This is a genomic window from Streptomyces sp. NPDC058051 (assembly GCF_042885475.1).
Classification (GTDB): domain Bacteria; phylum Actinomycetota; class Actinomycetes; order Streptomycetales; family Streptomycetaceae; genus Streptomyces.
On record NZ_JBHVRW010000016.1, the window covers coordinates 159,512 to 178,698 of the forward strand.

The 19,187-nt window shown below is 69.8% G+C and carries 20 protein-coding genes, 5 tRNA genes and 1 pseudogene; 20 read left to right on the top strand and 6 right to left on the bottom strand.

Annotated features, from left to right (window positions below; all coding sequences use genetic code 11):
- The first annotated feature begins 324 nt into the window (after nucleotides 1-324).
- The 9 genes from ACFVUT_RS24415 to ACFVUT_RS24455 all read left to right on the top strand — a co-directional run bounded on the left by ACFVUT_RS24415 (nucleotide 325) and on the right by ACFVUT_RS24455 (nucleotide 4,412).
- Complete coding sequence (locus ACFVUT_RS24415) at nucleotides 325-519, top strand: hypothetical protein (protein ID WP_389659336.1); 195 nt, start codon at nucleotides 325-327, stop codon at nucleotides 517-519.
- 81 nt (nucleotides 520-600) lie between these two features.
- Nucleotides 601-1,377, top strand: coding sequence for a fumarylacetoacetate hydrolase family protein (locus tag ACFVUT_RS24420; RefSeq protein WP_389659339.1), 777 nt, complete (start codon nucleotides 601-603; stop codon nucleotides 1,375-1,377).
- On the top strand, nucleotides 1,370-2,884 hold the full coding sequence (gltX, locus tag ACFVUT_RS24425) for a glutamate--tRNA ligase (protein ID WP_389659342.1): 1,515 nt from the start codon (nucleotides 1,370-1,372) through the stop codon (nucleotides 2,882-2,884). The genes ACFVUT_RS24420 and gltX overlap by 8 nt, the downstream gene beginning before the upstream one ends.
- Before the next feature lie 235 nt (nucleotides 2,885-3,119).
- Nucleotides 3,120-3,839 carry an HAD family hydrolase gene (locus tag ACFVUT_RS24430; RefSeq protein WP_389659345.1) on the top strand — a complete coding sequence of 240 codons (720 nt, stop codon included), beginning with the start codon at nucleotides 3,120-3,122 and terminating at the stop codon, nucleotides 3,837-3,839.
- Between the two features lie 88 nt (nucleotides 3,840-3,927).
- Nucleotides 3,928-3,999 (top strand) — tRNA-Gln (locus ACFVUT_RS24435).
- Between the two features lie 25 nt (nucleotides 4,000-4,024).
- Nucleotides 4,025-4,097, top strand: a tRNA-Glu gene (locus ACFVUT_RS24440).
- 60 nt (nucleotides 4,098-4,157) lie between these two features.
- Nucleotides 4,158-4,230: transfer RNA gene (locus tag ACFVUT_RS24445), tRNA-Glu, on the top strand.
- A 12-nt stretch (nucleotides 4,231-4,242) separates the two neighbouring features.
- Nucleotides 4,243-4,314, top strand: a tRNA-Gln gene (locus tag ACFVUT_RS24450).
- Between the two features lie 25 nt (nucleotides 4,315-4,339).
- Nucleotides 4,340-4,412: transfer RNA gene (locus ACFVUT_RS24455), tRNA-Glu, on the top strand.
- A gap of 57 nt (nucleotides 4,413-4,469) precedes the next feature.
- Here ACFVUT_RS24455 and ACFVUT_RS24460 read toward each other — a convergent pair.
- A complete protein-coding gene (locus ACFVUT_RS24460) occupies nucleotides 4,470-5,111 on the bottom strand; it encodes a MerR family transcriptional regulator (protein WP_389659348.1) in 642 nt (213 codons plus the stop codon).
- An 87-nt stretch (nucleotides 5,112-5,198) separates the two neighbouring features.
- On the opposite strand from ACFVUT_RS24460, the gene ACFVUT_RS24465 reads away from it, so the two are divergent.
- Nucleotides 5,199-5,696 carry a DUF4188 domain-containing protein gene (locus ACFVUT_RS24465; protein WP_389659351.1) on the top strand — a complete coding sequence of 166 codons (498 nt, stop codon included), beginning with the start codon at nucleotides 5,199-5,201 and terminating at the stop codon, nucleotides 5,694-5,696.
- A 57-nt stretch (nucleotides 5,697-5,753) separates the two neighbouring features.
- On the opposite strand, the gene ndgR is transcribed toward ACFVUT_RS24465, so the two are convergent.
- Complete coding sequence (ndgR, locus tag ACFVUT_RS24470) at nucleotides 5,754-6,470, bottom strand: IclR family transcriptional regulator NdgR (protein WP_360997387.1); 717 nt, start codon at nucleotides 6,468-6,470, stop codon at nucleotides 5,754-5,756.
- A 174-nt stretch (nucleotides 6,471-6,644) separates the two neighbouring features.
- Between ndgR and leuC the strand changes: the two genes are divergently transcribed.
- From leuC to ACFVUT_RS24490, 4 genes are all read left to right on the top strand, one after another.
- Entirely contained in the window at nucleotides 6,645-8,069 is a 1,425-nt protein-coding gene (leuC, locus tag ACFVUT_RS24475; RefSeq protein WP_389659355.1) for a 3-isopropylmalate dehydratase large subunit, read from the top strand.
- 5 nt (nucleotides 8,070-8,074) lie between these two features.
- Nucleotides 8,075-8,668 (top strand): 3-isopropylmalate dehydratase small subunit, encoded by a 594-nt coding sequence (gene leuD / locus ACFVUT_RS24480; protein ID WP_389659358.1) that lies wholly within the window; start codon nucleotides 8,075-8,077, stop codon nucleotides 8,666-8,668.
- Between the two features lie 104 nt (nucleotides 8,669-8,772).
- On the top strand, nucleotides 8,773-9,000 hold the full coding sequence (locus ACFVUT_RS24485; protein WP_389659361.1) for a hypothetical protein: 228 nt from the start codon (nucleotides 8,773-8,775) through the stop codon (nucleotides 8,998-9,000).
- Between the two features lie 143 nt (nucleotides 9,001-9,143).
- Nucleotides 9,144-9,782 carry an HU family DNA-binding protein gene (locus tag ACFVUT_RS24490; protein WP_389659364.1) on the top strand — a complete coding sequence of 213 codons (639 nt, stop codon included), beginning with the start codon at nucleotides 9,144-9,146 and terminating at the stop codon, nucleotides 9,780-9,782.
- Nucleotides 9,783-10,141: 359 nt separating this feature from the next.
- On the opposite strand, the pseudogene cofC reads toward ACFVUT_RS24490, so the two are convergent.
- Nucleotides 10,142-10,810 (bottom strand): annotated as a pseudogene (gene cofC / locus ACFVUT_RS24495) (2-phospho-L-lactate guanylyltransferase); the annotation flags it as partial.
- 149 nt (nucleotides 10,811-10,959) lie between these two features.
- On the opposite strand from cofC, the gene ACFVUT_RS24500 reads away from it, so the two are divergent.
- The 3 genes from ACFVUT_RS24500 (at nucleotide 10,960) to ACFVUT_RS24510 (ending at nucleotide 14,018) form a co-directional block, all read left to right on the top strand.
- Nucleotides 10,960-11,712 carry a lysophospholipid acyltransferase family protein gene (locus ACFVUT_RS24500; protein WP_389659367.1) on the top strand — a complete coding sequence of 251 codons (753 nt, stop codon included), beginning with the start codon at nucleotides 10,960-10,962 and terminating at the stop codon, nucleotides 11,710-11,712.
- Nucleotides 11,709-12,719: an NAD(P)H-dependent glycerol-3-phosphate dehydrogenase gene (locus ACFVUT_RS24505; RefSeq protein ID WP_389659370.1), complete on the top strand. Its 1,011-nt coding sequence runs from the start codon at nucleotides 11,709-11,711 to the stop codon at nucleotides 12,717-12,719. The genes ACFVUT_RS24500 and ACFVUT_RS24505 overlap by 4 nt, the downstream gene beginning before the upstream one ends.
- A gap of 141 nt (nucleotides 12,720-12,860) precedes the next feature.
- Nucleotides 12,861-14,018: a D-alanine--D-alanine ligase family protein gene (locus ACFVUT_RS24510; protein ID WP_389659373.1), complete on the top strand. Its 1,158-nt coding sequence runs from the start codon at nucleotides 12,861-12,863 to the stop codon at nucleotides 14,016-14,018.
- Between the two features lie 49 nt (nucleotides 14,019-14,067).
- Here the strand turns inward: ACFVUT_RS24510 and ACFVUT_RS24515 are convergent, their stop codons facing one another.
- The gene (locus ACFVUT_RS24515; protein WP_389659376.1) at nucleotides 14,068-14,550 is read right to left on the bottom strand and encodes a DUF3515 domain-containing protein; all 483 of its coding nucleotides are present in this window, start codon (nucleotides 14,548-14,550) and stop codon (nucleotides 14,068-14,070) included.
- Between the two features lie 20 nt (nucleotides 14,551-14,570).
- Nucleotides 14,571-14,804 carry an Lrp/AsnC family transcriptional regulator gene (locus ACFVUT_RS24520; protein WP_389659379.1) on the bottom strand — a complete coding sequence of 78 codons (234 nt, stop codon included), beginning with the start codon at nucleotides 14,802-14,804 and terminating at the stop codon, nucleotides 14,571-14,573.
- A 323-nt stretch (nucleotides 14,805-15,127) separates the two neighbouring features.
- Between ACFVUT_RS24520 and ACFVUT_RS24525 the strand changes: the two genes are divergently transcribed.
- On the top strand, nucleotides 15,128-16,099 hold the full coding sequence (locus ACFVUT_RS24525) for a thiamine-phosphate kinase (RefSeq protein ID WP_389659382.1): 972 nt from the start codon (nucleotides 15,128-15,130) through the stop codon (nucleotides 16,097-16,099).
- 10 nt (nucleotides 16,100-16,109) lie between these two features.
- On the top strand, nucleotides 16,110-16,916 hold the full coding sequence (thiD, locus tag ACFVUT_RS24530; RefSeq protein ID WP_389659385.1) for a bifunctional hydroxymethylpyrimidine kinase/phosphomethylpyrimidine kinase: 807 nt from the start codon (nucleotides 16,110-16,112) through the stop codon (nucleotides 16,914-16,916).
- A gap of 119 nt (nucleotides 16,917-17,035) precedes the next feature.
- Here thiD and rpmB read toward each other — a convergent pair whose 3' ends face one another.
- Nucleotides 17,036-17,221, bottom strand: coding sequence for a 50S ribosomal protein L28 (gene rpmB / locus ACFVUT_RS24535; RefSeq protein WP_030928661.1), 186 nt, complete (start codon nucleotides 17,219-17,221; stop codon nucleotides 17,036-17,038).
- Between the two features lie 259 nt (nucleotides 17,222-17,480).
- On the opposite strand from rpmB, the gene ACFVUT_RS24540 reads away from it, so the two are divergent.
- Entirely contained in the window at nucleotides 17,481-19,124 is a 1,644-nt protein-coding gene (locus ACFVUT_RS24540; RefSeq protein WP_389659388.1) for a DAK2 domain-containing protein, read from the top strand.
- The last annotated feature ends 63 nt before the right edge of the window (nucleotides 19,125-19,187 follow it).

A 19,187-nucleotide genomic window follows, 5' to 3' on the forward strand; every position in this document is an offset into this window, starting at 1 on the left:
GGTGGGTGACAAGCCGTCGAGCGTCGGCGCGGTCAAAACGGAAGTTAAAGGGTGTAACGACAGAGAGTGAAGGGTGTCCCAGTCGAGATGATCAGGAGCGGAATGACTGATTCAATGGTGCAATGTCCGTTTCTGGTGAAGTGGTCGGCAGTCCAGAATGGGGTAATTGTCGATGCGGTCGTGAGCAAACTCACATGATGATCGACGTCTCATCCGGGCTCCCGGAGGGAATTGGATGTTTAGCCTGGCGCTTTACAGGGATGGCAAATCCGACAACTGGCGCCCCTACGCGTGGCGTCCTCACCGACAGGGTCCGTACGGCAGATGAAGACGACGATGACGTTCCGCAACATTGCCAACCCCCGGCGCACCACGCTGGCGCACCTCAAGGACGCCGGCGAACTGTCGACGCCGGAACAGCCGGAACACGCCGTCGACCTGCCCAGCCAGACGGCCAACCCCCGCCGCACCATCCTCATGGAAGCCCCGGTCCCGGCCCGGGCCGCAGCCGCGGAGTAATGCGCGGCTGTCCCCCCTCACCCGCGTTAGCCTGGAGCGTCAGTCTTCCGCCAGCCAGCAAGTGAGGGGCGACAGCATCCCGTGCGCATCGCCAGGTTCTCCATCGACGGCAATGTCGCCTTCGGCGCCGTCGAGGGCGAGGGGCCCGATGGTCTCGTCCTCGACATCATCAAGGGCATTCCGTACGCCGAGTTCGAGCTCTCCGGCACCAAGGTCCCGCTGAGCAAGGTCCGCCTCCTGCCGCCCGTGCTTCCCAACAAGGTCGTGGCCATCGGCCGCAACTACGCGGAGCACGCCGCGGAACTCGGCAACGAGGTACCGGACGTCCCTGTCGCCTTCTTCAAGCCCACCACATCGGTGATCGGCTCCGGCGACGCCATCGAGTACCCCTCCTTCTCCAACGAGCTGCACCACGAGGCCGAACTGGCCGTGGTCATCGGCCGCATGTGCCGCGAAGTGCCGCGTGAGCGCGTGAAGGACGTCATCTTCGGCTACACCTGCGCCAATGACGTCACCGCCCGCGATGCCCAGAAGCGCGAGAAGCAGTGGGCCCGGGCCAAGGGCTTCGACACGTCCTGCCCGCTCGGCCCCTGGGTGGAGACCGACCTCGACCCCGCCGACCTCACCATTCAGGCCACGGTCAACGGCGAGCAACGCCAACTGGGCCGTACGAGCGACATGATCCGCTCGATCGAGGATCTGATCGTCCACATCACGGAAGCCATGACGCTGCTCCCGGGCGACGTGATCCTCACCGGCACTCCCGCAGGGGTCGGCCCCCTCCATGTCGGCGACGAGGTCGCCGTCACCATCGAAGGCATCGGCACTCTCACCAACAAGGTGATCAAGCGTGGTTAACGCACCCTCCCCCCAGCTCTCGGCTCCGCTCGACCCGGGAGTCACCCCCCGCGTACGGTTCTGCCCCTCCCCGACCGGAAACCCCCACGTGGGCCTGGTCCGCACCGCCCTCTTCAACTGGGCCTTCGCCCGGCACCACGGCGGCACCCTGGTCTTCCGCATCGAGGACACCGACGCGGCCCGCGACTCCGAGGAGTCCTACAACCAGCTCCTGGAGTCGATGCGCTGGCTCGGCTTCGACTGGGACGAGGGCCCCGAGGTCGGCGGCCCGCACGCCCCGTACCGCCAGTCGCAGCGCATGGACATCTACAAGGACGTCGCCGAGAAGCTGCTCGCCGGCGGGTACGCGTACCACTGCTACTGCACCACCGAGGAGCTCGACGCCCGCCGCGACGCCGCCCGCGCCGCCGGCAGGCCGTCCGGCTACGACGGCCACTGCCGCGACCTCACGGCCGAGCAGACCGCCGCGTACGAGGCCGAGGGACGGACGTCCATCGTCCGCTTCCGCATGCCGGACGAGCCGATCTCCTTCACCGACCTGGTCCGCGGCGAACTGGCCTTCCAGCCGGAGAACGTGCCGGACTACGGCATCGTCCGCGCCAACGGGGCCCCGCTCTACACGCTGGTCAACCCGGTCGACGACGCGCTGATGGAGATCACCCACGTCCTGCGCGGTGAGGACCTGCTCTCCTCCACGCCGCGCCAGATCGCCCTGTACAAGGCGCTCATCGAGCTGGGCATCGCCAAGAGCACCCCCGCCTTCGGACACCTCCCGTATGTCATGGGCGAGGGCAACAAGAAGCTCTCCAAGCGTGACCCGCAGGCCTCGCTCAACCTCTACCGTGAGCGGGGCTTCCTGCCCGAGGGGCTGCTCAACTACCTCTCCCTGCTCGGCTGGTCCATCGCCGAGGACCGCGACATCTTCTCCATCGAGGAGATGGTGGCCGCGTTCGACATCAAGGACGTCAATGCCAACCCGGCGCGCTTCGACCTGAAGAAGTGCGAGCACATCAACGCCGAGCACATCCGCAAGCTGGATGTGAAGGCGTTCACCGAGGCGTGCGGCTCCTGGCTGAAGGCGCCGTTCGCCCCGTGGGCCCCGGAGGCATTCGACGCCGACGCCTTCGCGGCGATCGCCCCGTACGCCCAGACCCGCGTCACGGTCCTCTCGGACATCACGGCCAACGTCGACTTCCTCTTCCTCGACGAGCCGGCGACGGACGAGGCGTCCTGGGCCAAGGCGATGAAGGAGGGCTCCGACGCCCTGCTGGTGACGGCCCGCGCCAAGCTGGTCGCCGCCGAGTGGAACACCGACGCCCTGAAGAACGCCGTCCTCGCCGCCGGTGAGGAGCACGGCCTCAAGCTCGGCAAGGCCCAGGCCCCGGTCCGCGTCGCCGTCACCGGCCGCACGATCGGGCTGCCGCTCTTCGAGTCCCTGGAGATCCTGGGCCGCGAGAAGACCGTGGCCCGCATCGACGCTGCCCTGGCCAGGCTGGCGGCCGCGTAACCGTCCTCGATCACGCCCAAAGGGGCGGCCACCGGTTCGATTCGGTGGCCGCCCCTGCGTGTCCGTGGACAAGGACCTCCTGGTCTTCGTCGTCAGCACCCCCTGCCTCCTGCCGCCGGGCGTCGAGCAGCAGCAGTTCTGAGTTCTGAGCCTTGTGCCGTGGGACATCCTGGAGGCGGCGGCCGGTGAGGCGAAGCCCACTGCACGCGCCGCGCAGGAATCTACGCTGGGCCGCATGACGATCCGCGCGGTTCTTTGGGACATCGACGACACGATCTTCGACTACACGGGCGCCGACCGCATGGGCATGCGCAAGCACCTCCGGGAGGAGGGCCTGCCCGACGGGTACGACTCCGTCGAGCAGGCCCTCACCGCGTGGCGGGCGATCACCGACGTGCACTGGGCGCGGTTCGCCGCGGGGGAGACGGACTTCCAGGGCCAGCGCCGCGACCGGGTCCGCGACTTCCTCTCGCGCACGCTGGAGGACGCGGAGGCCGACGCCTGGTTCGGCCGTCACGCGGCCCACTACGAGGCCGCCTGGTCGCTCTTTCCCGATGTGCTGCCCGTTCTGGACGTGCTGGCCGGCGGGTTCCGGCACGCGGTGCTCTCGAACTCCAGCATCCACAACCAGGACCGCAAGCTGCGCATGCTCGGTGTGCGGGACCGGTTCGAAGCCGTGGTGTGCGCGGTGGAGCTGGGTGTGTCCAAACCCGAGGCCGGGGCCTTCCACGCCGCCTGCGACGCGCTGGCGCTGGATCCGGGGGACGTCGCGTACGTGGGGGACGAGCCGGACATCGACGCCGGCGGTGCGGTCGCCGCCGGACTGATGGGGATCTGGCTGGACCGGGGCGGACGCGGCGGGCGGCCCGAGCTGGTCCGCATCGGCGGACTCGACCAGCTGCCCGGCCTGCTGGCGGCCGATACCCGTTTTGGAGCGCCGGACACCTTCGGGTAATGTTCTTCCTGCGCCGCCCGAGAGGAACGCAAGAACCGAGCGGGAAGCGCAAGCCGAACGAAACCCCTTCCGAGGGGTTGAGTTTTGGTGGGCTATGGTGTAATTGGCAACACTACGGTTTCTGGTACCGTCATTCTAGGTTCGAGTCCTGGTAGCCCAGCGCAGAAATGCAACAGCAGTATCAAGCCCCCGTTGTGTAGCGGCCTAGCACGCTGCCCTCTCACGGCAGTAGCGCCGGTTCGAATCCGGTCGGGGGTACAGATCCTTCCCGCGAGATCGTCTGGGTCGCACCCACGTTCTCGATGCAGGATCGCCAGGGCCCCCGTTGTGTAGCGGCCTAGCACGCTGCCCTCTCACGGCAGTAGCGCCGGTTCGAATCCGGTCGGGGGTACTTGAAACACCATGGGCTATGGTGTAATTGGCAACACTACGGTTTCTGGTACCGTCATTCTAGGTTCGAGTCCTGGTAGCCCAGCGCAGAAATGCAACAGCAGTAACAAGCCCCCGTTGTGTAGCGGCCTAGCACGCTGCCCTCTCACGGCAGTAGCGCCGGTTCGAATCCGGTCGGGGGTACAACAGAGCGACAGAGAAGGGCCCTACACCCCGGTGGAGGGCCCTTCTGCTGATCCGTCAGATCCCGTACCGCCGGGACGACTCCTCCTCCTGGGCCAACCTGCGCAGCGACATCAGCAACGGCTCGTAGAGCACGGCCGACGCCACCGCCGTCTCCACCTGCTCCGCCTCCGTGGGGTACGTCTCCAGCGTGTCCAGGTCCTGGACGGCGACTTGGTGCATGAGCCGCGCCTGCGCGGTCAGGTATTCGACGTCGCAGGGATAGCCGAGACGGATGAGGGTGGCCACCGACGACACGAGCGCGCGATGGGCGGGGGACAGGGAGCCCAGCTCCTGCGCGGTCGCCCAGCCGAGCCGTTCCAGGAGCCGTTCGACCTCCGAGTGGGCCGCTGCCGTCTCCGGTGCCTCCTCGTCCGGGTCCGGGCCGTGGGGGAGGGCCCATAGTGCGGCTCCCAGGCGGATCGTCCGGCCCAGGGACTCGTCGTCGACATGGGAGAGCACCTCGCGGGCCGTGGCCACGGGGAGGCGGCCGATCTGGATCAGGGCCCGCACCAGACGCAGCCGGCGCAGATGGCTCTCGTCGTAGTCGGCCTGCGTCGCGCTGACCCGGAGGCCCGGTCGCAGCAGCCCCTCGCGCAGGTAGTACTTGATCGTCGCGGTCTTGACGCCGCTCTTCTCGCTCAGTTCGGCGAGCCGCATGTCCGTGCCTTCCCTTGCGCCAGCCCTTGGGCAGTGCCACTATCCAATCATTGGACAGTGGCACTCTCCAAGGGGAGGAGTACGGTCATGTTCGCGAAGCCGATTCCGGGGCGGACGACAGCGGCGGCCGAGGGCGAGGTGGTCGTGCTGCTCATCGGGATACGCATCAACCACTTCCGGGGTGTGCACCATTGGCTCCCCGTCCTGGCGGCGATGCCGCGGATGCTGCGGGAGTTGAAGAAGGACACGAGCCGGGGGCTGCTCGGCTGCACGCTGCTGACCGGCTCGCCCCGGACGTACTACGTCGTCCAGTACTGGGAGTCGAAGGAGAAGCTGTACGCGTACGCGAGCGCTCCCGACATGTTCCACCGCAGGGCGTGGGCGATGATCAACCGCAAGGAGAAGAAGTCCCGGCGGCATGTGGGGCTGTGGCACGAGACGTACGTGGTGCCCGAGGGTGGCTACGAATCGCTCTACGCCGACATGCCGGCCCATGGGCTGGCCGCGGCCACCGGCGTACTGCCGATCGAGCGGCGCGGTCGCCGGGCGGCGGACCGGCTCGCACACCGTTCGTCCGCGAAGTGAGGTTCCGGCGGGGGGCGCCACGACGCTGGGGCGGCCGGAAGGGGTGTCGCGCGTGCGTCAGCCGGTGCGGCGCAGGGCCTCGCTGAGCCGGGCCGCCGAGTCGATGACCGCCTGGGCGTGCATCCGGCCCGGGTGCCGGGTCAGCCGCTCGATCGGTCCGGAGACCGAGACGGCGGCGACCACCCGGTTCGACGGTCCACGCACCGGCGCCGAGACCGAGGCGACGCCCGGCTCGCGCTCGCCGATCGACTGGGCCCAGCCCCTGCGCCGCACGCCCGAGAGCGCCGTCGCCGTGAAGCGGGCGCCCTGGAGGCCGCGGTGCAGGCGCTCCGGCTCCTCCCAGGCCATCAGGATCTGGGCCGACGAGCCGGCCTTCATGGTGAGCGTGGAGCCGACCGGCACGGTGTCCCGCAGGCCGGACAGCCGCTCCGCCGCCGCCACGCAGATCCGCATGTCGCCCTGTCGCCGGTAGAGCTGTGCGCTCTCGCCGGTGATGTCGCGCAGGTGTGTGAGCACCGGGCCCGCCGTGGCGAGCAGGCGGTCCTCGCCCGCCGCGGCCGCGAGTTCTCCCAGCCGGGGGCCGAGGATGAAACGGCCCTGCATGTCCCTCGCCACCATGCGGTGGTGTTCCAGTGCCACGGCCAGTCGGTGGGCCGTGGGTCGTGCGAGCCCGGTCGCCGCGACCAGCCCGGCGAGGGTGGCCGGGCCGGACTCCAGGGCGCTCAATACCAGAGCCGCCTTGTCGAGAACGCCGACGCCGCTAGAGTTGTCCATACGACGATACTCCCGTCTCACTCTGTGAAACGCAAGTTCAATTTTCGGCGGAAGTTGCGAACCTGTAGAGGCGGCCACACAACGGCCCGTAGCCACCGCCCCGCACGGGGGTCCGGACGGCGGCGCACCGAATCTCTAGTTGGGCCGGCGAAGACGCCGGCCGGAGGGAAAGCGATGGGTAGGACACTCGCGGAGAAGGTCTGGGACGACCACGTCGTCCGGCGCGCCGATGGTGAGCCCGACCTCCTCTTCATCGATCTCCACCTCCTGCACGAGGTGACCAGCCCGCAGGCCTTCGACGGCCTCCGGCAGGCCGGGCGCCCGGTGCGGCGCCTCGACCTCACCATCGCGACCGAGGATCACAACACCCCGACCCTCGACATCGACAAGCCGATCGCCGACCCGGTCTCCCGCGCCCAGTTGGAGACCCTGCGCAAGAACTGCGCGGAATTCGGCGTGCGACTGCATCCGCTGGGCGACGTCGAGCAGGGCGTCGTGCACGTGGTCGGCCCGCAGCTGGGTCTGACCCAGCCGGGCACCACGGTCGTCTGTGGTGACTCCCACACGTCCACGCACGGTGCTTTCGGCGCGCTGGCCTTCGGCATCGGCACCAGCCAGGTCGAGCACGTCCTGGCCACCCAGACGCTGCCGTTGGCCCGCCCGAAGACCATGGCGATCACCATCGACGGCGAACTCCCCGACGGCGTCACGGCCAAGGACCTGATCCTCGCGATCATCGCCCGGATCGGCACCGGCGGCGGCCAGGGGTACATCCTCGAATACCGCGGCACGGCCATCGAGAAGCTGTCGATGGAAGCCCGGATGACCATCTGCAACATGTCGATCGAGGCCGGTGCCCGGGCGGGCATGATCGCACCGGACCGGACCACCTTCGACTACCTGCAGGGCCGCGACCACGCCCCGCAGGGCGAGGACTGGGACGCCGCCGTCGCGTACTGGAAGACCCTGCGCACCGATGACGACGCGGTCTTCGACGCCGAGGTCGTCATCGACGCCGCCGGTCTGGCCCCGTTCGTCACCTGGGGCACCAACCCCGGCCAGGGCGCGCCGCTGTCGGCCGACGTCCCCGACCCGGCTTCGTACGAGGACGCCTCGGAGCGCCACGCCGCCGAAAAGGCCCTGGAGTACATGGGCTTGACCGCCGGCCAGCCGCTGCGCGAGATCAACGTGGACACCGTCTTCGTAGGCTCCTGCACCAACGGCCGGATCGAGGACCTGCGCAACGCGGCCGCGATCCTGGACGGCCGCAAAGTCGCGGACGGCGTACGGATGCTGGTCGTCCCCGGCTCCGTCCGGGTCGCTCTGCAGGCCGTCGAGGAGGGCCTGGACAAGGTCTTCACCGCCGCGGGCGCCGAATGGCGGCACGCGGGCTGCTCGATGTGCCTCGGCATGAACCCCGACCAGCTGGCCCCCGGCGAGCGTTCCGCCTCCACCTCGAACCGCAACTTCGAGGGCCGGCAGGGCAAGGGTGGCCGCACGCACCTGGTCTCCCCGCAGGTCGCCGCCGCCACGGCTGTGCTGGGCCACCTGGCCTCGCCGGCCGACCTGTCCGACGCCCGTACGCCCGCCGGAGTCTGAGAATCATGGAAGCTTTCACCACACACACCGGCCGGGTCGTGCCGCTGCGCCGCAGCAACGTCGACACCGACCAGATCATCCCCGCCCACTGGCTGAAGAAGGTCACCCGCGACGGCTTCGAGGACGGACTCTTCGAGGCCTGGCGCAAGGACGAGGACTTCGTCCTCAACCGCCCGGAGCGCAGCGGCGCCACGGTGCTGGTGGCCGGTCCCGACTTCGGCACCGGATCGTCCCGCGAACACGCCGTGTGGGCGCTGCAGAACTACGGTTTCAAGGCCGTCATCTCCTCCCGGTTCGCCGACATCTTCCGCGGCAACTCGCTGAAGAACGGGCTGTTGACCGTCGTGCTCGACCAGAAGGTCGTCGACGCGATCTGGGAGCTGGTCGAGGCCGACCCCACGGCCGAGGTCACCGTCGACCTGGAGACACGCCAGGTCCGCGCCGAGGGCATCACGGCTGATTTTGACCTTGACGAGAACGCCCGCTGGCGTCTGCTGAACGGGCTGGACGACATCAGTCTCACCCTTCAGAACGAAGCGGACATCGCGACTTATGAGGCGGCAAGGCCGACCTTCAAGCCGCGTACAATTCAGGTCTGAGCAGCGCGTTTCCACGACTGCGCCCCCTGCCGTCCGGCAGGGGGCGCAGTCGCTTGTTGAGACCCCGTCGGGCGACAACTTGCCCCAGATGGCACAATCGGTGCATGGAACGCGACAGCCAACTCAAGCTTTACGGCCAAGTCGCCGACCGATTGAAGGAAGCGCACGCACAGGTGCGCGCACTGCAAGTCCCGGAGGGCGTAAGGATGGCGCTGTCCCGGAAGCTGTTGGTCATCACGGCCGCGGCTAAGCACGATCTCCCGGATGCGGCAAGGCGTCTGGACCGGTTGATGAAGGACCTCGACGAGGGCCGATTCCCCGAAGGTGGCTGACTCTACGGAACTGTGCAGCGGTCGACTTCGTTGCGGCACTAGGGTGATTAGCCCGTTTCGTGTTTGATTTGCGGTATATATCTGCCTAACGTGCGAAAACGCTTGAACACTTTCGTTCTGGCAATGTCTCCGAAGGGGAAGACGTGAACAAGGCGCAGCTCGTAGAAGCGATTGCCGACAAGGTTGGAGGCCGCCAGCAGGCCGCCGACGCCGTCGACGCGGTACTCGACGCGATCGTCCGTGCGGTTGTCGCAGGTGACCGTGTTTCGGTCACCGGCTTCGGCTCGTTCGAGAAGGTCGACCGCCCCGCCCGCTACGCGCGCAACCCGCAGACGGGTGAGCGGGTGCGGGTCAAGAAGACCTCGGTGCCCCGGTTCCGCGCGGGACAGGGCTTCAAGGACCTGGTGAGCGGCTCGAAGAAGCTCCCCAAGCACGACGTGGCCGTGAAGAAGGCGCCCAAGGGAAGCCTCTCGGGCGGTGCTTCCACGCGTACGACGGCCAAGGCCGCGGCCAAGAAGGCCACCGCGAAGAAGGCCGTGGCGAAGAAGACCACGGCGGCAGCGAAGAAGACTGTGGCGAAGAAGACCACCGCGGCGGCGAAGAAGACCACGGCCACCGCGAAGAAGACCACGGCGGCGGCGAAGAAGACCACGGCGGCGGCGAAGAAGGTCACGGCCGCCAAGAAGACCGCGCCCGCGAAGAAGGCCACGGCGAAGAAGGCGCCCGCGAAGAAGACCACGGCACGCAAGACCACGGCCAAGAAGGCCACTGCGCGGAAGTAGCGAGGCTCAGCAGCGCAGGGCCGCTCACACGCGCCGGGCCGGGCTCCCGTTGGGGAGCCCGGCCCGCGGGCTGTCGTGGGCGGCGCGCGCGGGGAGGTTCAGAACGTCTGCAGCGTCACCAGCGTGATCCGCAGGTCCGCACCCTCGCCGGTGCCCTCGATCCGCACCCGCTGCCCCGGACGCAGCAGCCGCAGACCGCCGGCGTCGAAGGCCCGGGCGTCGAACTCCACCGGGGTGCCGTCGTCGAGCAGCACGCTGCCGGTGCGGGTCTCGGGGTCGTACGTGTACGAGGTCGCCTGCATGAACGGCAGCCTATCGGTCCGCCGAAGGGGGTGCCGCGGGCCGAGACCCTTCCCCTGGAGGGCCCCCGCGGTCCGGTGCCCCGCCGTGTGCGGGCCGACACCCAGCGCCAGGGCCGCCCGCAGATCGTCGCCGGTGTCCACGTCCTGGCGGACCGAATCGATGCCGGTCAGATCGATTTCCACGGCGCCGGAGTCCAGGTGCCGGGCCCGGGAAGAGCCGCCGAAATCCGGCCGCAATTCCACCCCGGGCGCGGCCGACAGAAATGTCGTACCGATTCCTGCCGCGTCGGTCACAAATGCGCGTGGAAATGCCGCGGAAAATTCGAGTACCCGAGCCAATTCTCCGGGACGCAGCGCGGGAAGATCCGCGTTGAGGGCGGCGAGGGCCGCCCCGGGCCGTTCGGCCCGCACGGTCCGTTCACCATGGGTGAGAGCGGCGTTGAGCCCGCGGTCCGGTTCGTCGGGAACGACGCGCGCCCCGAGGGTCGCGAGAGCCGCCCCGGCCTCCGTGTCGTCCGTGACGACCACCACATCCCGCACGGACCGGCAGGACAGGGCGGCGGCCACGGTGTCCCGGGCGAAGGCGAGGGCGAGACGCGGGCGCAGCTCGGCGCCCGTCGCGGGCGCGAGCCTGCTCTTGGCCCGTGCCAAGGGCTTCAACGGGACGACCAGGGACCAAGGACCGGCCGGGGCGGTGTTCGTGGCGATCTCCCTCTCGATGCGCATCGCCGCCCATTCTCGCCTGCCGGTGCGAGAACCCGGAGGGTCGGCCCCGGACGCGGGGCGTACGGTGTTCTCGACAGAGCAGGGGCCTGGGGCGAGACTTGACTGTCGGTAGCCAGGCCGCGTCCAGGTCCTTAGAGGAAGGTGTCCGAGTGTCCCGCCGCAGAATCGGCTTCTGGTACCGCCTGGCGGCGGTCATCGCAAAACCGCCGCTGGTGGTTCTGTTCAAGCGTGACTGGCGGGGGATGGAGCACATTCCGGCCGACGGCGGATTCATCACTGCGGTCAATCACAACTCGTACCTGGACCCGCTTTCCTACGGTCATTTCCAGTACAACACCGGACGGGTGCCGCGGCTCCTCGCGAAGGCCGGTCTCTTCAAGGCCCCCTTCGTCGGAATGATGCTGCGCGGCACCGGACAGATCCCCGTGTACCGCGAGACGACCAACGCGCTGGACGCGTTCAGGGCCGCCGTCGGCGCCATCGAGCGCGGTGAATGCGTCGCCTTCTACCCGGAGGGCACCCTCACACGCGACCCCGACCTGTGGCCGATGACCGGCAAGACCGGCGCGGCCCGCGTCGCGTTGATGACGAGGGCCCCCGTCATCCCGGTCGCACAGTGGGGTGCCCACCTGGTCATGCCGCCGTACGCCAAGGAGAACAAGCTCCGGCTCTTCCCCCGCAGGACCCTCCAGGTGCAGGCCGGACCGCCCGTGGACCTCTCCCGGTTCTACGACAAGGAGCCGACGCCGGACATCCTGCGCGAGGCGACCGAGGTCATCATGGCCGCGGTGACCGCGCAGCTGGAGATCGTGCGGGGCGAGAAGGCACCCACCGAGCCGTACGACCACCGCAAGGTCCGAGCGGAACAGCGGCGCAAGGCCGAAGGGAAGGAGCCCAAGTGACGCACTCCGCAAAGGCGGCCGTCTTCGGAACCGGCTCATGGGGCACGGCCTTCGGCATCGTCCTCGCCGACGCGGGCTGCGAGGTCACCCTCTGGGGCCGTCGTGCCGAAGTCGTCGAGGCGGTCAACACGACCCGTACCAACCCGGACTACCTGCCCGGAATCGAACTCCCGGCGTCGATCCGGGCCACCACGGACGCCGTGGAGGCACTGCGGGGCGCCGACTTCGCGGTGCTCGTGGTGCCCTCGCAGACGCTGCGCGCCAATCTCGCCGACTGGACCCCGCACCTCGGCTCCGACACCGTCCTCGTCTCGATGATGAAGGGCGTCGAGCTCGGCACCGCGAAGCGGATGAGCGAGGTCATCGAGGACGTCACCAGGGTGTCCGCGGACCGGGTCGCCGTCATCACCGGCCCCAACCTGGCCAAGGAGATCGCCGAACGCCGCCCCGCCGCGGCCGTCGTCGCCTGTAGCGACGAGTCCGTGGCCCAGCGCCTCCAGGCCGCCTGCCACACCTCGTACTTCCGCCCCTACACCAACACCGACGTGGTCGGCTGCGAGCTCGGTGGCGCGGTCAAGAACGTCATCGGCCTCGCCGTGGGCATCGCCGACGGCATGGGCCTCGGCGACAACGCCAAGGGCTCGCTCATCACCCGCGGCCTCGCCGAGACCACCCGGCTCGGCCTCGCCATGGGCGCCGACCCGCTGACCTTCTCCGGACTGGCGGGGCTCGGCGACCTGGTGGCGACCTGCTCCTCGCCGCTCTCGCGCAACCACACCTTCGGCACCAACCTCGGCCGCGGAATGACGCTCCAGGAGACGATCGCGGTCACCAAGCAGACCGCGGAGGGCGTCAAGTCCTGCGAATCGGTGCTCGATCTGGCGCGCAGGCACGGCGTCGACATGCCCATCACGGAGACCGTCGTCGGCATCGTCCACGAGGGCAAGCCGCCGATGGTCGCGCTGGGCGAGCTGATGTCGCGCAGCGCGAAGCCCGAGCGACGCTGACGGGTTCGCCCGGGGAGGACCCGGGCCCCGGTCCGGATGCCGGGCCCCGGGGCGCGCGGTCCGGTGAACGTCCGCGGTCACCGCTCCAGCGGCCCCGGCCGCGCTGACGCGAGTGGTACCAGCAGGTACGCTCAACGCGATATGAGCAGCGAGAACCTCCCCCAGAGCCCGGAGCAGCAGCTCCGCAAGCCGCGCGTGGCCGTCGTGTTCGGCGGCCGCAGCTCCGAACACGGCATCTCCGTCGTCACGGCCGGCGCCGTCCTGAACGCCATCGACCGGACGAAGTACGACGTCCTGCCGATCGGCATCACGACGGACGGCCGCTGGGCGCTCACCGCCGACGAGCCCGAGCGCATGGCCATCGCGGACCGCAGGATGCCGGACGTGGCCCTGCTGGCCGAGTCCGCCGAGGGCAGCGTGGTGCTCTCCGTCGACCCCGGCAGCCGTGAAGTGGTGTACAGCGAGCCCGGCTCGGTGCCCAAGGCGCTGGGCGAGGTCGACGTCGTCTTCCCCGTGCTGCACGGCCCGTACGGCGAGGACGGCACCCTCCAGGGACTCCTGGAGCTCTCCGGTGTGCCGTACGTCGGCGCCGGTGTGCTCGCCTCGGCGGTCGGCCAGGACAAGGAGTACATGAAGCGGATCTTCACCTCGTTCGGGCTGCCGGTCGGCCCGTACGTCGTGGTGCGTCCCCGCGAGTGGGACACGGATCCCTCCGCCGCCCGCAAGCGCATCGTGGACTTCGCCGGCGACCACGGCTGGCCGCTCTTCGTCAAGCCCGCCCGGGCCGGCTCGTCGATCGGCATCACCAAGGTCGACGACCTCTCCGGCCTCGACGACGCGATCGAGGAAGCGCGCCGGCACGACCCCAAGTTCCTGGTCGAGTCGCTGCTGCGCGGCCGGGAGATCGAGTGCGGCGTGCTGGAGTTCGAGGACGGACCGCGGGCCAGCGTGCCCGCCGAGATCCCCCCGGTGACCTCGCACGACTTCTACGACTTCGAGGCCAAGTACATCGACTCGGCCTCCGGGATCGTGCCCGCGCCGCTCACCGAGGAGCAGACGGCCGAGGTCCAGCGGCTCGCGGTCGACGCCTTCGAGGCCGCGTCCTGCGAGGGCCTGGTGCGCGCCGACTTCTTCCTCACCGAGGACGGCGGCTTCGTGATCAACGAGATCAACACCCTGCCGGGCTTCACCCCGATCTCCATGTACCCGCGTATGTGGCAGGAGAGCGGTGTGAGTTACCAGGAGCTGGTGGACCGGCTGATCCAGGCGGCCCTGAACCGGTCGACCGGACTGCGCTGAACGCCTCCCGCGCCGTGGCGGCGCGCGCTCCGCGACGCGGGCGTGCGCCCTACAGGCTGTCGGGAACCGTCTTGCGGACAGGCGCGCCGAACGCGGCCAACGGGCTCGCGTCATGCGCGTACGCCGTCGAGAGGCTCACCTCGACGTACGCCTTGCGATAGGTCGTCGTAAAACGCGGACCGGCGCCTTCCGGCTGTTCCAGCAACCAGTTGACGCCGTTCGCCTCGGTCCCTTTCGCCATGGGGTCGTCCATCTTCGCGGGCCGGGCGACACCGCAGCGCAGTACGATCGCCCCGTCCCCCCACGACGCGGTCAGTTCGGACCCGGTGTCACCGCGGTCGAGTCCGGCAACGGTCTTCGGCAGCTCCTTGTGCAGAGCACGGCAATAGGCTGCGGCTTCCGGTGACGGTGTGGGAACCGTGATCGACGAAGCGGCGTCCGTCGAGGTGCAGCCCGCCGCGGCCAGCAGCAGCGCGGCGACGGGCGGACCGAGGAGCACGGGGTGGCGGAGCCGACGGCGCGATGATGTCACCGGCCCAGCGTAGACGGGGACTACAGATGAACGACCGGGCAGGTCAGGGTTCTGGTGATGCCTTCCACTTGCTGGACCTTGGCGACCACCATGCGGCCCAGTTCATCGACTGTATTGGCCTGGGCACGCACGATCACGTCATAGGGGCCGGTGACGTCCTCTGCCTGGATCACTCCCGGGACTTTGGAGATGGTCTCGGCGACGGTCGACGCCTTGCCCACCTCTGTCTGGATAAGGATGTACGCCTGTACCACGGAACCTCCAGGGCGGCCACGAGGATCATGTGGGGGAAAGGGACGCCACGGTATCGCGTCCCCGCGGGCCGCGGGGAGACCTACGGGGTGGTTGACGTCCACAGCGTGGCGTACGCAAGACACAGGTTGACGTATCTCTTGACAGTACCGACAGCAGTAACGGCCCGCGACCGCGAGCGCAGCGGTGCGAAAGGGGGACGGGCATGCCGATGAGAACCGGTGCAGACTGCTCCCTGCGGCGGTGGCCGGTCCACGGCCTGGACCCCCTGCCGCTGAAGCAGCCCGGACGATCGTCCGGGGCGATAGATGAGAGGTGAGACTCGGTGAAGGGAACCGTGGGCGAGTTGGGGGAGTTCGGGCTCATCAGGGAGCTGACCTCCCGGCTCACCACCACTCCGGCGGTACGGCTCGGCCCCGGCGACGACGCCGCGGTGGTGTCCGCCCCCGACCGCAGGGTCGTGGCCAGTACGGACATCCTGCTGGAGGGGCGGCACTTCCGCCGCGACTGGTCGACCGCGTACGACGTCGGTCGCAAGGCCGCAGCCCAGAACCTCGCCGACATCGCCGCGATGGGCGCCGTGCCCACCGCACTGCTGCTCGGCCTGGTCGTCCCGGCCGAACTCCCGGTCACCTGGGCCGGTGAGTTGATGGACGGCCTGCGTGACGAATGCCAGGTCGCGGGCGCGGCCGTGGTCGGCGGCGACGTGGTGCGGGGTGAGACGATCACCGTCTCGATCACCGCACTCGGCGATCTGCGCAACCACGAACCGGTCACCCGCGCCGGTGCCCAGCCCGGCGACGTCGTCGCCGTGACCGGCTGGCTCGGCTGGTCCGCCGCCGGGTACGCCGTTCTCTCCCGCGGCTTCCGCTCGCCCCGCGCCTTCGTCGAGGCCCACCGGCGCCCCGAACCGCCGTACCACGCGGGCCCCGCAGCCGCCGGGCTCGGCGCCACGGCGATGACGGACGTGAGCGACGGACTCGTCGCCGACCTCGGGCACATCGCCGAAGCCAGCAAGGTCCGGATCGATCTGCGCTCCGGACTGATCGACATCCCCTCGCAGATGTCCGACATCGGGCAGGCCGTCGGCGTGGATCCGTTGCAGTGGGTGCTGACGGGGGGAGAGGATCACGCGATCGTCGCCACCTTCCCGCCGGACGTGAAGCTGCCCGCCCGCTGGAAGGTGATCGGTGAGGTGCTCAACCCCTCGGCGCTGCCCCAGGTCACGGTCGACGGGGCGCCCTGGACCAGCAAGGGGGGCTGGGACCATTTCGGGGGCATCGAGGACGCCCAGTAGATTGCGGCGTATGCCTCTGCCTGCCGCCGTACCCGCCCGCGTGCTCACCGTCGCCGGATCCGATTCCGGCGGCGGTGCGGGCATTCAGGCCGATCTGAAGACGATGCTGGCGCTCGGTGTGCACGGCATGAGCGTGCTGACCGCCGTCACCGCCCAGAACTCGCTGGGGGTACAGGGCGCCTGGGAGCTCCCGGCCGAGGCCGTACGGGCCCAGTACCGCAGTGTGGTGGACGACATCGGTGTGCAGGCGGTGAAGACCGGCATGCTGTCGTCGGCCGCCCTCGTCGAGACCGTGGCCGAACTCCTCGCGGCCACCGCCGCCCCGGTCGTCGTGGATCCGGTCGGGGTGTCCAAGCACGGAGACCCGCTGCTGGCCGCCGAAGCCCTCGATTCCGTACGGACGAAGCTGCTGCCGGTCGCCACGGTCGCCACTCCGAACCTCGACGAAGTGGCGCAGCTCACCGGTGTGAACGTCACGGACGAGACCGGAATGCGCCGGGCCGCGACCGAGGTACTGGCTTTCGGGCCGCGCTGGGTCGTCATCAAGGGCGGTCATCTGCCCGGCGAGCCCGTCGATCTGCTGACGGACGGCACCGTGGAGCACTGGCTGCGCGCCCCCAGGCACACCAACCGGCACACCCATGGCACCGGCTGCACGCTCGCCTCGGCGATCGCCTCGTCACTGGCCCTGGGCCAGGACGTGCCCACGGCGGTACGGAGCGCGAAGGACTACGTCACGGGGGCGATCGCAGCGGGCTTCCCGCTGGGCGCCGGGATCGGTCCGGTCGACCATGGCTGGCGGACGCGCGGCGGGTAGGGCCCGCCCACCCCGGCACACGTGCGGAGCGCTGTAGGTCCCAGTGCACAGCAAGAAGCCGGTCCACCGAGGTGGACCGGCTTCTTGGGCAACCGGAAGGCTGCGCTACGACGGGAACGTCAGCGCGCGACCTTGCCGGCCTTGATGCACGAGGTGCAGACGTTGAGCCGCTTCGGCGTCCGACCGACCACGGCACGCACACGCTGGATGTTGGGATTCCAGCGACGAGACGTACGGCGGTGCGAGTGCGAAATGTTGTTGCCGAAGCCCGGCCCCTTGCCGCAGACGTCGCAGTTGGCAGCCACGGGTCACTCCAAAGACTTCAGATGCACTTACAGTGAATTCCGGCACGCCGGAATCAGTTGACTGAAGTGGCGGTACCGGAGGAATGGCCCGATTCTCATCGGGCAACCGAAGCAGCATACAACGGCTGCGTCGGCACAACGAAACTACCATGGGTTCCGCCGCCCCCCGCCCCGCCCCTGTCCCCGCCGGACCGGGCGCACGGCGCTACCCTGCGGTGCAGCCGGCCACCCACGGCCGATCTTCGAGGAGGACCGACAGGTGCCGCAGACCGCCGACGACATGGACGCCGTCGCGGTGCGTACCTGGTGCTCACTGGCCCTTCGGGCACTGGGCCGGGAGCGCGAGGCGATCGACGCGATCAACGTCTACCCCGTCGCCGACGGGGACACCGGAACGAACCTCTACCTGACCGTGGAGTCGGCGTCCCAGGCCGTCGAAGCGGTCTTCGCCGCCCACGAGACGGGTACGACCGTGCCCGCCGCCGCCGACGCGGTACGGGCCATGGCGCACGGAGCGCTGATCGGCGCCCGCGGGAACTCCGGCACGATCCTGGCCCAACTGCTGCGCGGGATGGCGGGCGTGCTGGCCGAGGGGCACGACGCGGACCATCTGCGCCGCGCACTGGCCACGGCCGCCGGAGCCGCCCGGGAGGCCGTCGCCCACCCCGTGGAGGGCACCGTGCTGACCGTGGCCGACGCAGCCGCCGAGGCCGCCGCGCGCACGGAGGACGACGCCGGGACCGCGGTGGTGGCGCGGGCGGCGTACGACGGGGCGCGGACGGCTCTGGAGGCGACCCCCGGACAGCTTGCCGTCCTCGGCCGGGCCGGTGTCGTGGACGCCGGGGGGAAGGGTCTGGTGACGGTCCTCGGGGCGCTCGTCGAAGCGGTCTGCGGGCATGCGCCCGAGCGCACCGGGGCAGCTGTGCCCGTCGTTTCCGAGCGCACCGGGGCCGTGCCCGTGCCCGTCGTCACGATGCCGGAGGACTGCGCGGAGGGCGGGCCGGCCTTCGAGGTCATCTACCTGCTGGAGGCCGGCGACGACGCCGTGGACCGGCTGCGGACCCGGCTCGACGGGCTCGGCGACTCGCTCGTGGTGGTGGGCGGCGACGGGCTGTGGAACGTCCATGTGCATGTCGACGACGCGGGAGCGGCGGTGGAGGCCGGCGTCGAGGCCGGACGGCCGTACCGCATCAGGATCACCCACTTCGGCGCGGACCGGGTACACCCCCCCACCGAACCCGTGCAGCGCGCGGTCGTCGTGGTGGTGCCCGGCGACGGGCTGCGCGGCCTGTGCGAGGAAGCCGGGGCCACGACGGTCCTGGCGCGCCCCGGGGAGCCGCCCGCCAGCGGCGAACTCGTCGACGCGATCCGCCGGGCGAACGCCCGCGAGGTGGTGCTGCTGCCCAACGACGCGGAGCTGCGCCACACCGCCGCGGCCGCGGCCGAACAGGTCCGCGCGGAGGGCGTCCGGGTCGCCCTGATCCCGACCCGGGCCGCCGTCCAGGGCATCGCCGCCCTCGCCGTGCACGAACCCGACCGCAGCTTCGACGAGGACGTGGTGGCCATGACCGCCGCGGCCGGTGCCACCCGGTACGCCGAACTGGCCGTCGCCGAGCGGCAGTCCTGGACCATGGCGGGCATCTGCCAGGCCGGCGACATCCTGGGCCTGATCGACGGCGATGTCGCCGTCATCGGAGAGGCCGTACCGCAAACGGCCCGCAAGGTACTGGACCGCATGCTCGCGGCGGGCGGCGAACTCGTCACGCTGGTCCTGGGCGAGGACGTCCCCGACAGCCTGGCCGCCGCGCTGGAGGAGCACGTACGCGAGGGCTATCTGGCGGTCGACACGGTCGTGTACCGGGGCGGCCGTCAGTGCGGTCCGCTGCTGATCGGCGTCGAGTAGGGCGGCGCAGGGCCGGCACGGGCGCCGGACCGGCTCGATCCGCACCGCGGTGCGGATCGAGCC

Excerpts from the sequence above, each read along its gene's own strand:
- ACFVUT_RS24465 (WP_389659351.1), top strand. The coding sequence starts at position 5,199 with ATGTTCGCGAAGCCGATTCCGGGGCGGACGACAGCGGCGGCCGAGGGC.
- leuD (WP_389659358.1), top strand. The coding sequence starts at position 8,075 with ATGGAAGCTTTCACCACACACACCGGCCGGGTCGTGCCGCTGCGCCGC.
- ACFVUT_RS24510 (WP_389659373.1), top strand. The coding sequence starts at position 12,861 with ATGAGCAGCGAGAACCTCCCCCAGAGCCCGGAGCAGCAGCTCCGCAAG.
- ACFVUT_RS24485 (WP_389659361.1), top strand. The coding sequence starts at position 8,773 with ATGGAACGCGACAGCCAACTCAAGCTTTACGGCCAAGTCGCCGACCGA.
- leuC (WP_389659355.1), top strand. The coding sequence starts at position 6,645 with ATGGGTAGGACACTCGCGGAGAAGGTCTGGGACGACCACGTCGTCCGG.
- ndgR (WP_360997387.1), bottom strand. The coding sequence starts at position 6,470 with ATGGACAACTCTAGCGGCGTCGGCGTTCTCGACAAGGCGGCTCTGGTA.
- ACFVUT_RS24460 (WP_389659348.1), bottom strand. The coding sequence starts at position 5,111 with ATGCGGCTCGCCGAACTGAGCGAGAAGAGCGGCGTCAAGACCGCGACG.
- ACFVUT_RS24430 (WP_389659345.1), top strand. The coding sequence starts at position 3,120 with ATGACGATCCGCGCGGTTCTTTGGGACATCGACGACACGATCTTCGAC.
- ACFVUT_RS24415 (WP_389659336.1), top strand. The coding sequence starts at position 325 with ATGAAGACGACGATGACGTTCCGCAACATTGCCAACCCCCGGCGCACC.
- thiD (WP_389659385.1), top strand. The coding sequence starts at position 16,110 with ATGCCTCTGCCTGCCGCCGTACCCGCCCGCGTGCTCACCGTCGCCGGA.